Genomic DNA, 11,761 nt, shown 5'->3' on the forward strand with positions numbered 1-11,761 from the left:
CACTACAACTCTTTTATGATATTTATTAGCGTTACTATGGAAATTACCCCAGTGATACCACCAATAATAAGATTCATGCTTTTTTGGGAGGTAACCGACTTTTCCTTTATTTTATCGAAAAAGAAAATATACATATACAGCATTACAAAGGTTCCCGTGGTGGCACCTGCAACGTACGAAATAATACTTATTTTATCGAAATCCAACCAGCCAACCGATGCCAAAGTAATGGTCATATACGCTTGATACGGAATTGGAAACACATTGATTGCCGACAAAAACACCCCGTGAAAAAAGCGACTGTGCTTGCTTCTTATTTTGGGCGATGCTTGTTTTTTGGGTTGTGTTTTGGCAATAAACAGATAATACACGGTTATAAGAACAAAAATAACAAATGCAACCCGTTGCAACACATCGATAACTTCGGGGTGGTTACTTAAATACCGTGCAAAAATAGCGGCGATATAAGTTTGGGCCGTAACAATAACGCAAACCCCGATGGAAAACACAATACCTCTGGAGTGCCCTTCTTTTAGGCTTATTTTAGCGGCTGTCATATTTAACAACCCTGGCGGAATTACGCCAACCAACGCTATAATTAACCCTAAAAAAAAGATAAAAGTAATATCCACTAACCGTTAATTTTAAACCTAATATACGTAATTGGTTTGTTTTGCTCTAAATATTGCGATTCGTAATAGGTTTGAATGCTGGTTACTTCTTCGGGGCTGCCTTCTTGTTTGTAAACGTTATGATTAGCATAAAGCACCTTGTGTCCTGCGCCATGCAATAAACCAAGGGTGTAACCGTGCATAAATTCGCTATCGGTTTTTAAGTTTACCACACCTTCTGGTTTTAATATTTGCTTGTAGCGTTTTAAAAACTCAGGATTAGTCATGCGGTGTTTGGTGCGCTTGTATTTTATTTGCGGATCGGGGAAGGTAATCCAAATTTCGTCCACTTCATTTTCGGCAAAGGCATAATCTATAAGTTCAATTTGCATGCGAAGAAATGCCACGTTATCTATTTTTTCTTCAATGGCCGTTTTTGCACCTCTCCAAAAACGTGCGCCTTTTATATCGATACCTATAAAATTTTTATTGGGATATTTTTGGGCCAAAGCGACGCTATATTCGCCTTTTCCGCAACCTAATTCTAAAATTAATGGATTATCGTTTTTAAAGACTGTTGTTCTCCAATTTCCTTTTAAATTGAAATTTGAATTAACCAATTCGTCCCGTTTGGGTTGGAAAACATTTTTGAAGGTTTCGTTTTCTTTAAAGCGTTTAAGTTTGTTTTTACTTCCCACAGGTAATTTACTATTTCTTATTACTATTAATTATTTTGACAAAATTAAGCAAATATACGAGAGCGCTCATGCTTATATTACACATTAGCAAAAAAGCGCGTTAGGGATTGAACGGTTAGACTGCGCTTACCGCAGGCTAAATGTTTGAAATCCCCGACGCAGTAGGGATTGAGTAGTGAAAGCCCGACCACTTGCCCTGAGCGCAATCGAAGGGTTGTGGTAACGCCCAAATTATGGGCTTAAAATTCTATACCTTTAATTTTTTTATAATCGAGAATGGCTTTGCTATCCGAAAGCAGCGACACGTGATAGCATACGCCCATTAAGCGATGGTACAAACTGGATGTATTGGTTTTAATGGTTTTTTGCAGGCCTTTTAAAATGAGGGTATCGTAATTGGAGGCGGTGTTGTGAAACGTGTTGTTTACGGCGGTTGTATAGGTGTTTAGCAAGGTGTTTATGACGCCGTAACCTGCGATTTCCTTATCGATAACCTCGGTGGATTGGTATATGTTTTCGATGCTGATTTTTATGATATCCTTTATCTGCGCATCGTATTTGCTTTTGTCCAACAAACCACTATTAAAATCGCCACTCAAAATAGCTTCTTCGTGCGCCATAAAAATATCGACAGCTTCGTTTATAAGGCTTCCTATGGCCAAGGCACGCAGATATCCGATGCGGTCTTCTTTGGTTGAAAGCGCATAATAGTTTTCTGGTTTTATATTATCCCTAATGATTTTTGAAAGGTATTCCAGCGCAAATTCTTCTTGAATGAGCCCGAGGTTTATACCGTCTTCAAAATCGATAATGGTGTAACAAATATCGTCGGCGGCCTCGACTAAAAAGGCCAATGGATGCCGCGAATAGCTGATGTGCTTGTCGCTTCTTTTTAATAATCCGAGTTCTTTGGCAACATCATTAAACGCTTCTTTTTCACTTTGAAAAAAGCCGTATTTTTTATCGGCAATATGTTGGGTTGGTTTTTTGGGCAACGACTCTTTTGGGTATTTTATAAACGCCCCCAATGTGGCATAGCTTAGTCGCAAGCCGCCGTTGCGTCCTGCGCGGTCTTCGGTTAAAATTTTAAAGCCGTTCGCATTGCCTTCAAAATCGCATAAATCCTGATATTCTTTTTCGGTTAGTTGGTCTTTATATTTTTGGCCTTCGCCTGTTTTAAAATACTCGCCAATGGCTTTTTCGCCGGAGTGGCCAAAGGGCGGATTGCCAATATCGTGCGCCAAAGCTGCTGCGGCAACAATGGCGCCAAAATCGTTAGCTTGATACCCGTGAACGCTTTGCAAATGCGGATGCTTTTTCAGCAGTTTTTGCCCCACGCGCCTGCCTAAAGAACGCCCCACAACGCTAACTTCTAAACTGTGTGTTAATCGGGTGTGCACAAAATCGGTTTTGGACAATGGAATAACCTGGGTTTTGTCTTGTAAGCTTCTGAATTCTGATGAAAAAATAATACGATCGTAATCCACTTCAAACCCCAAACGTGTTTCGTCTTGTTCTTTTCGTATGCGTTTATTGGTGTCGCCAGAGCGTTTTAAAGATAGTAGTTGTTCCCAGTTCATGTTGCATTTTTAAGAGCAAGCAAGATAAGTAAATTCGATAAAAACAAACCTAAAATCTGGTAACATTAGCATAACATTTTCATCACGGTTGTTTAATTCTTACTTAACACCGCCTTTACATTGACAACCTTTCTTTGCAGCATCAAACTAAAAAAAATAATGAAACATATAGTACTATTATTTACACTACTTACTGCAACATTTTCACACACCCAAAACACCGGTTCAGTGGCCGGAAAAATAACCGATAAGGAGTTTAATAATGAGCCCTTGGCGTTTGCCAATGTTTTAATAAAAGGTACGACTACGGGAACAACATCAGACTTTGATGGTTTATATGCTTTTGAAAATTTAGAAGCCGGAAGTTACACACTGGTTTTTAGTTTTGTGGGTTACAAAACACAAGAGATTAGTGTTGACATTGTAGCTGGTAAAAAGACAGAATTAAATGTAATTATGGCTGCAAGTGCAGCTTCTTTAGACGAAGTCATTATTACCACAACTACAAAACGAGAAAGCGAAACAGCACTACTCTTAGAGCAAAAAAAAGCCGTTGAAATTAAACAAAGTATTGGTTTTGAAGAGTTGTCGAGAAAAGGTGTTAGTCATGCTGCTGGAGCTATTGCTAAAATTTCTGGAGTATCAAAGCAAGAAGGCTCAAGTAATGTCTATGTGCGTGGTTTAGGAGATAGATATTTGAATACCACAATGAATGGGTTGTCTTTGCCATCCAACGATGTTAGCAAAAAGAATATTGATTTAGATTTATTCTCTTCTGATGTTATTGAAAATGTTTCGATTAGTAAAGCGTATTCTTCAAAATTTTATAGCGATTTTGCGGCAGGAAATGTAGATATTTCCTCAAAAGTTTATAAAGGCTCAGGTTTCTTTGATTTTGGAATCGGCTCCGAAATTAACACCAATGCAATCGGAAAAGACTTTGTAAGAAGCGAAGGGACAGGTCATTTTGGGTTTTATAACCGATATGCGCATAACCCTTTTGCCGTTATTTTATCTCACGGATTCGACCCTGTTGATGCTGGCATGCCAATAAACACAAGTGTTAATAGTGCCTTTGGAAAATCATTCAATTTTGAAAACGGATCAAAACTTAGTTTTTACGCTACTGGTTCGTTTGAAAACGATTACCAGTACAGAAAAGGCTCTTCAATAGATTACACCAATGTTGAGAAAAAAGCCTTTGAGCAATCTGAAGAGTTTGAATACGGCACCACCACTACAGCCATGGCATCAATCATTTATAAAATTGATACTAGCAATACACTTAAATTCAACTCGCTTTTTGTAAATAGTTCGTCAGATAAAATAGGATATTTTGGCATTGATGGTAAAGGGCGAAATAGAGATGCTATTGCCAATACAGACGAAGGGTTTTATCAGCAGAATATTCAATTTAATGAAAATCTTATTTATGTTAATCAACTTTTAGGAACTCATAAATTTGATAAGATTGAATTAGATTGGGGCTTTGGTCACAACTATGTTGCTGCGCATGAACCAGATAGAAAACGTTTAAATTTTGAAAACTATCAATATGCATTGGACAATGACCCTAATACTCAACCTATTTTTTATAGTAATGTAGATTTTGATAATCAGCGTTATTTCCAAAACATCGAAGATGAAGAGTTAAACGGTCGTTTAAACTTAGCTCACAAACCCTCTGAAAACATTAAAATTAATGTTGGTTATAATGCGCGAACTAAAGAACGTCGTTTTGACAATATTAGATATGGCTATGATATTATTGATAACAGCGGAATTGAAAACGTTAATAATTTAAATAGCTTTTTCACTTTAGATAACTTAAATCTAAATGATAATCAAGGCACTTACGAGATTAAAGTAATAAAACCATATCCAAATCTTAGTAATACAAACAGACCGGGTTTGTCTGAAAACACCTATAAAGGTAAACTAGATATTTACGCGGGTTACTTAAATGCTGAGATTAATCTAAATGAAAAATGGCTAATTATTCCAGGGGTTAGGGTAGAATCTTTTAAGCAATACATTGAGTACGATGTTATTAATTTAGGTGTAAATGGCAACGATAATATTGAAGCTTCAGATGTATTGTATTTGCCGAGTTTAAGTGCAAAATATGCTATAACCGAAGATCAAAATTTACGTTTTTCGGCAAGTCAAACCATTTCTCTTCCAGAATTTAAAGAAGTGGCGCCTTTTGTTTATGAAAGTGTATCGCAGCGTATCGGTGGAAATCCAGATCTGTTGGGACAAAAAGCAGGAGATTCATATACTAATGTAAAAGATGTATCGTACTCAACAATTTTAAATGTCGATTTAAAATATGAATGGTTTGTAACAACATCAGAATTAATCTCACTCGGTGCATTCTACAAACAAATTAAAGATCCAATTAATCAAGTTGTAGCGTTTGACGCTACAGGAACACAACGTTTTTTCAGAACGGGCGAAAAAGCTCAAATCTATGGTATCGAAGCAGAGATTAGAAAAAATATCATTACTAACGGAGATGACAAAGCAGAACTTTCTATGGGGCTAAATGCCACTTATATGTATACTGAACAAGATTTGTATCAAGACATCGTTGGCAGCAATTTTAATGTAAGTTTTGTAAATGACAAAGAGGCATTACAAGGCGCTTCGCCATTAATTATCAATGCAGATATTAACTATTCACCAACATCTTTTGAACACTACAAACCCAACGCAACCTTATCATTCTCTTATTTTTCAGATAGAATTGATGCTTTAGGATCTGGTCATTTAGGAAATGTTATTGAAAAAGGGATTCCAACTTTAGATTTTATTCTAAAAAATAAAATAGGCAAAACGTTTGAAATCAATGTCGCCGCAAAAAACCTTTTAAATCCAAGTATAAAATATATTAGAGAAACAACCCAAGGCGCTATAGTGGTAACATCCCCTAACGGAAAAGATGTTTCAAACTATAAAAAAGGAATGAACATTGGACTCCAATTAAAATATAAATTTTAAAACCATTAATTAAAGAACGAATAAAAATTAAACTTAGAAATGATGAAAAACAATTTAGTATTAGGATTAGCAACCATAGCATTGCTTTTTAACTCGTGTGCTACAGACGACACAGCCGATATTTACATCACGGATAACAGCGTTATTCATAACAATGGCGGTGGAAACACTGGTAGCAATGATGAAGAAATCGCCATTGGTGCCGCGGAATATTCTTCAGACTTAACATTGGAAGCCAATAGAACCTACACCATTAGTGGTCCAGTAATAATGGCTGAAGGCACTACACTGACTATAAACGAAGGTGTAACAATTAAAGCCATTGCAACGGGTGCCGATGTTTACATTGCTATTTCGCAAGGCGCCAAAATTATAGCTAACGGTTCTGCTACAAAACCTATTGTAATGACCTCTGGAAATTCAAATCCGGCGGCTGGACAATGGGGCGGTTTAATAGTACTAGGAAAAGCACCTATTAACTCTGTTACCGGCAGTGCAACATCAACGTCAGAAATTGGAAGTTTGCCTTACGGCGGAACAGATTCGGCCGATAATTCAGGTGTTTTACGTTATGTACGTGTTGAATATTCGGGCGGAGCCGCTGATGGCTCTTCAGAAAACAACGGATTCTCTTTTTATGGTGTTGGCGCAGGAACAACAATTGAATATATTCAAGCTTACGAAGGAGCTGATGACGGGATAGAGTTTTTCGGCGGAACAGCAGAAGTGTCTTATGCCGTTGTAATTAATTGTCAAGATGATTCAATTGATTGGACTGAAGGGTTTACGGGGTCTATTACAAATGCTTACATTAAACACGGAGCAGACCATGATAAAGGGTTTGAATGCGATGGCTACAACACTGACATTGGGAATCTTTCTAATCCTAAATTTTGGTCTAAACCCACCGTAACCAATGCCACAATTGTTGGTTTGGGTTCGTCAAAAGGAAACGAAGCCATTAGGTTAAGAGCTGGTACCCAAGGAATTTTTAACAATATTCTAATTGAAGGCTTTGCCGAGGGGTTCGACCTTGATGGCGATGCGGGTGCCAATAGCGACAATCCCACTGGAACCGGAGTTATTAACGGTGATTTACATGTTACAAACATTACCTTTATCGATGTAACCACAAAAACCAAAAATGATACTGGCGATACTTTTTCTGAAACAGATTTCATCTCAGGTGAAGGTCAGGGAACAGGGACGGACTATGCAACATGGGGCGCAAACTGGACGGTAGGAAACTAACTCAATATGTTGTCTGATCTTTTCATTACACTTGTGTTTTAGTGTATCAGTAGTTCAAGACCAGACATTAAAATAATAAAAAAGCATCCTAAAAATTAGGATGCTTTTTTATTATTCACTTTGCCATATAAACTATAACGAAGCGACGTTGTTTTCATAATTGACTTCTTTTTTAATTCCGTCAATCCAATAAATCCATTTGCCGACTTTTTTACCATTATCATAATTTGCAGAAACGATTTTTTCACCTGCTGTGTTAAAGCTTAACCACTCACCTTGTAATTTACCATCTACTGTGTAAGACCCTTTCTGGCTTACAACACCATTGTCATGATAATAAACAACATCAATTAAGTTTGTGTCTTTGTTAAGTTTTAAATCTCTCTTTTGCTTTTCTTGAGCAATAGATACCACAGTAATTAAAAAGGTGAAAAGCAATAAAATTGATTTCTTCATAATTATGGGTTTAACATTATAATCTAAATATACAAATTGCGTAACATTAATACAACCTTAAATTAACCTTAAGCTAACATTGTCGCTTTAAAAGCCTTAATACCAGTATGTTATTTCTTTATTTCACATAAAGATTTAACATTGGGAAGTTTAATAATTACTTAATATTCAGGTTACATTCACATCAATTTAAAACATGATATTTGCCTTGTCTTAAGACAAAACAATTAGTATTTCATATAATCTATTAGTTTTTGTCGACTACATTATTATGATTTCTAATGAGACTGCCTTAGGCCAAGGCAGTCTTTTTTTGTTATAAAAATTTAATCATTAGGAAACATTAAGTTAACATTGGTTTTAGTTATTTGCAACGACAAAAACTAAAACATTATAATGAAGCTTAAGTTTACGTGTGTTGCAATTGGCCTTTTTGCCATATTATCATCTCATTCACAAGAAGTTAAATCTCCTAAGTTTGGCAAAGGACTTTTTAACCTTGTTGGACAAGATTCTAGTTGGACCATGAAAGTTGGTGCGCGAATGCAATTTCTGGCCATTTCCAATTGGGAAGATGGACAACAAAACGAATCGAATTTTTTAGTACGTCGTGCCCGTTTAAAATTTGACGGTTACGCATTTACGCCCAAACTAGAATATAAATTAGAGTTAGGTTTATCCAATCGGGATATTTCCGGTGCTTCGCCGTTTACAAGCAATGCGCCTCGGTATATTATTGATGCAGTGATGAAATGGCATTTTGCACCAGGTTTCGAGCTTTGGTTTGGTCAAGCTAAACTTCCGGGGAATAGAGATCGTGTAATTTCGTCGGGAAATCTTCAACAGGTAGACCGTTCGCTTTTAAATAGCCGATTTAATATCGATAGAGATTTAGGTGTGCAATTAAGACATCAATTTAATATTTCGGATTCCTTTGTAGTAAAAGAAATATTTTCTGTGGCGCAGGGCGAAGGCAGAAATATTACAACCGGAAATTTAGGCGGTCATCAATATACGGGCCGCATTGAATTATTGCCTTTTGGGAATTTTGCGAGCAAAGGCGATTATGTGGGTGCCGATTTAAAAAGGGAACAGACGCCAAAATTGGCTTTGGGCATAAGCTACGACCATAATAACAATGCGGTTAAATCCAGAAGCAACCAAGGGTCGTACATGGCCATTGATGGCGACACCGATTTTTTTGAAACCAACATCAACACGCTTTTTATTGATGCGATGTTTAAATACCAAGGTTTTTCTTTAATGGCAGAATATGCCGATAGAGATGCCAAAGATCCATTTGCAAAAAATTCTGATGGCACCTTAACCGGCGATGAAGTGCAGGTTGGCAAAGGTTTAAATCTTCAAACAGGTGTTTTATGTAAAAACGATTGGGAAATCTCTGGACGTTACACCAACATAAAATTAGATAAAAACATAACGGGGAAAAACCCAGAAAGCCAATATACATTAGGGGTTTCTAAATACATTGTGGGGCATAAATTAAAAGTGCAAACCGATATCAGTCATTTGGAAATTAAAGACGGAAATAACGAATTAATGTGGCGATTACAATTCGATATCCATTTTTAAAACATAACAATTAGGTAACATTACAACAAAAAAGTCTAAAGATATTTGTAAACTATTTTAAACTAAATTATGGAAAACATATACTTATACATGATTATTGCCTTAGCCCTTTTAGCCATTGCTGATTTGGTTGTAGGAGTAAGTAATGATGCGGTAAATTTTTTAAATTCTGCCATTGGCTCTAAAGCTATTTCTTTTAAAACCATTATGATTGTTGCCAGTATTGGTGTTGCCGTTGGAGCCGTATTTTCAAGCGGAATGATGGAAGTGGCGAGAAAAGGGATATTTAACCCGGGAGAATTTATGTTTGATGAGATCATGATTATTTTCATGGCAGTAATGATAACAGACATCCTATTGTTAGATTTTTTCAATTCTGTTGGGATGCCCACCTCGACTACTGTTTCTATTGTATTTGAGTTATTGGGGGCAGCTGTTGCCATGGCTTTAATTAAAATTGGTGCCGATGGTGGTAATTTTAGTGATGTCATCAATTACATAAACACATCAAAAGCCTCCCAGATTATATTCGGAATCCTGCTCTCGGTCGTCGTTGCCTTTACTATTGGAGCCGTGGTTCAATGGGTGGCAAGGGTATTACTATCTTATAATTTTGAAAAGAAAGCGGCTTGGGTTGGCGCTTTATTTGGTGGTTTAGCCTTAACGGCTATTACCTACTTCATTTTTATGAAAGGGTTAAAAGGCACCTCCTATGCTAAAGAATCATTTGATATTCTTGGTGGCGAAACCATGAATAATTTTTTAGAAAGCCAAGTACTATTTATCACTTTAGTGAGTCTCGTTTTCTGGTCGCTCTTAGCCTATGCATTAATACATTATTTTAAGACTAATGTTTACAAACTCATTATTATTGTAGGCACCTTTGCATTGGCATTGGCCTTTGCCGGCAACGACTTAGTAAACTTTATTGGTGTGCCAATCGCAGCGTACAATGCCTACGAAGCATGGAGCGCTTCGTTTTTAAGTTCAGGAACTTTGGCCACAGACTTTTCTATGGAAATACTGGCTGAAAAAGTACCCACAAACAATTGGCTATTATTTGGGGCAGGTATGATTATGGTATTAACTCTATGGTTTTCTACCAAGGCTAAAAATGTTGTAAAAACCTCTTTGGATTTATCCAGCCAAGGTGAAACAAAAGAACGTTTTCAACCTAATTTTTTATCGCGCGGATTTGTACGATCGGCTATGTTAATGTCTCAAATGTCAGAATACATTCTACCTAAACCTTGGCAGGATAAAATAGAAAAACAATTTGAAGCTCCCGTAGCAAAGGTATCAAAAGACAAAGCCAAGGAGCTCCCAGCTTTCGATTTAGTGAGAGCCGCCGTTAACTTAATGGTAGCTGCGGTATTAATCTCTATTGCAACATCGTACAAACTGCCGTTATCTACAACCTATGTAACATTTATGGTGGCCATGGGTACCTCTTTAGCAGATCGCGCTTGGGGCGCAGAAAGTGCCGTATATCGGGTAGCTGGTGTAATCAACGTTATTGGCGGTTGGTTCTTCACTGCATTTAGCGCTTTTACTGCAGCTGCTTTGGTAGCTTACTTATTAAACTTAAACATAAAAGTTATGTTCCCTATTTTATTATTGGTAGCCATAGCTTTGCTGATAAGAAGCACAGTGGCACACAATAAAAAATCTAATGAAGTAAAGGCCGAGGACAGCCTGAAAAAAACAGGGAGCAGATCGGTACAAGGTGTTATTCACGAAAGTGCCGGCAATATTGCCAATGTTGTAAAACGCGGAAACAGGATTTACAGCAATGCCGTAAAAGGTTTGGCCAAACAGGATTTAACACTACTTAAAAAGAATAAAAAACAAGTTGATAAACTAACGGCCGAAGTTGATGAGTTGAGGGATAACATATTCTATTTTATTAAAAATTTAGATGAAACCAGTTTACGTGCAAGTAGTTTTTATATTAACATTTTAGGCTATTTACAAGATATGACACAATCGTTGGAATACATATCAAAAGTGAGCCATAAACACATTAACAACAACCATAAGAAACTTAAATTTAGCCAAATTAAAGAACTTAAAGATGTTGACAACACCCTTGAAACCTTGTTTAACGATACCAAAGCGGCTTTCGATTCGCACTCATTCGAGCAAATAGGCGAAATTATTAAACGTAAAAAAGAGGTGTACGACTTGGTAACCGATAAAATCGCAAAGCAAGTCTCTAGAACAAGAACAGAGGAATCTAGCCCAAAAAACACAACGTTATATTTTAGTTTATTATTGGAAACCAAGGATTTGTTAACGGCTACCATGAATCTTTTAGATGAATACTACAACTCGCATGATGCCTCTGTAAAACCAGCCACTATTAGTGTGGTAGATGACGTTTTGCAAGTTGGGAGTAAATCTGACAAAGACAAAAAGAAAAAGGACAACTAAACCTTAATATAGCTAGTCTGAAAAGAATCATTGAATAAAGCATGTCGCATTGAAATTCCTAAAGCCAAATGAATTTTGGTTTCGGGAACTTTAATGTTACTCAGTGAAGCAGCTTAAGTTGCGAGCATCTAGGTTT

At 36.8% G+C, this 11,761-nt stretch carries 8 protein-coding genes; 4 read left to right on the forward strand and 4 right to left on the reverse strand.

The window, feature by feature from the left end; all coding sequences use genetic code 11:
- Positions 1–2 precede the first annotated feature (2 nt).
- The 3 genes from ACN5J7_RS08770 to ACN5J7_RS08780 all read right to left on the reverse strand — a co-directional run bounded on the left by ACN5J7_RS08770 (position 3) and on the right by ACN5J7_RS08780 (position 2,889).
- Complete coding sequence (locus tag ACN5J7_RS08770) at positions 3–632, reverse strand: LysE family transporter (protein WP_311935406.1); 630 nt, start codon at positions 630–632, stop codon at positions 3–5.
- Positions 632–1,309 (reverse strand): tRNA (guanosine(46)-N7)-methyltransferase TrmB, encoded by a 678-nt coding sequence (trmB, locus tag ACN5J7_RS08775; RefSeq protein ID WP_418603618.1) that lies wholly within the window; start codon positions 1,307–1,309, stop codon positions 632–634. Before trmB ends, ACN5J7_RS08770 begins: the two co-directional genes overlap by 1 nt.
- A 239-nt stretch (positions 1,310–1,548) precedes the next feature.
- Positions 1,549–2,889 carry a deoxyguanosinetriphosphate triphosphohydrolase gene (locus ACN5J7_RS08780; RefSeq protein WP_418603619.1) on the reverse strand — a complete coding sequence of 447 codons (1,341 nt, stop codon included), beginning with the start codon at positions 2,887–2,889 and terminating at the stop codon, positions 1,549–1,551.
- A 159-nt stretch (positions 2,890–3,048) separates the two neighbouring features.
- Here ACN5J7_RS08780 and ACN5J7_RS08785 point away from each other — a divergent pair, with 159 nt between their 5' ends.
- Together ACN5J7_RS08785 and ACN5J7_RS08790 are read left to right on the forward strand one after the other, a co-directional pair.
- Positions 3,049–5,892, forward strand: a complete 2,844-nt coding sequence (locus tag ACN5J7_RS08785; protein ID WP_418603620.1) for a TonB-dependent receptor domain-containing protein — start codon at positions 3,049–3,051, stop codon at positions 5,890–5,892.
- Positions 5,893–5,934: 42 nt separating this feature from the next.
- Positions 5,935–7,143, forward strand: a complete 1,209-nt coding sequence (locus tag ACN5J7_RS08790) for a multidrug transporter (protein WP_418603621.1) — start codon at positions 5,935–5,937, stop codon at positions 7,141–7,143.
- 132 nt (positions 7,144–7,275) lie between these two features.
- On the opposite strand, the gene ACN5J7_RS08795 is transcribed toward ACN5J7_RS08790, so the two are convergent.
- On the reverse strand, positions 7,276–7,599 hold the full coding sequence (locus ACN5J7_RS08795; RefSeq protein ID WP_311935416.1) for a nicotinic acid mononucleotide adenyltransferase: 324 nt from the start codon (positions 7,597–7,599) through the stop codon (positions 7,276–7,278).
- Between the two features lie 396 nt (positions 7,600–7,995).
- On the opposite strand from ACN5J7_RS08795, the gene ACN5J7_RS08800 reads away from it, so the two are divergent.
- Together ACN5J7_RS08800 and ACN5J7_RS08805 are read left to right on the forward strand one after the other, a co-directional pair.
- Positions 7,996–9,192, forward strand: coding sequence for a porin (locus tag ACN5J7_RS08800; protein ID WP_418603622.1), 1,197 nt, complete (start codon positions 7,996–7,998; stop codon positions 9,190–9,192).
- Positions 9,193–9,261: 69 nt separating this feature from the next.
- Positions 9,262–11,625, forward strand: a complete 2,364-nt coding sequence (locus ACN5J7_RS08805; protein ID WP_418603623.1) for an inorganic phosphate transporter — start codon at positions 9,262–9,264, stop codon at positions 11,623–11,625.
- The last annotated feature ends 136 nt before the right edge of the window (positions 11,626–11,761 follow it).

Origin of the sequence: Hwangdonia sp. (assembly GCF_048381975.1) — a bacterium.
In the GTDB taxonomy this organism is placed as follows: domain Bacteria; phylum Bacteroidota; class Bacteroidia; order Flavobacteriales; family Flavobacteriaceae; genus Hwangdonia; species Hwangdonia seohaensis.

Bases quoted from the DNA above. Each gene is read 5' to 3' on its own strand.
- ACN5J7_RS08780 (WP_418603619.1), bottom strand. From the start codon at position 2,889: ATGAACTGGGAACAACTACTATCTTTAAAACGCTCTGGCGACACCAAT.
- ACN5J7_RS08785 (WP_418603620.1), top strand. From the start codon at position 3,049: ATGAAACATATAGTACTATTATTTACACTACTTACTGCAACATTTTCA.
- ACN5J7_RS08790 (WP_418603621.1), top strand. From the start codon at position 5,935: ATGAAAAACAATTTAGTATTAGGATTAGCAACCATAGCATTGCTTTTT.
- ACN5J7_RS08795 (WP_311935416.1), bottom strand. From the start codon at position 7,599: ATGAAGAAATCAATTTTATTGCTTTTCACCTTTTTAATTACTGTGGTA.
- ACN5J7_RS08800 (WP_418603622.1), top strand. From the start codon at position 7,996: ATGAAGCTTAAGTTTACGTGTGTTGCAATTGGCCTTTTTGCCATATTA.
- ACN5J7_RS08805 (WP_418603623.1), top strand. From the start codon at position 9,262: ATGGAAAACATATACTTATACATGATTATTGCCTTAGCCCTTTTAGCC.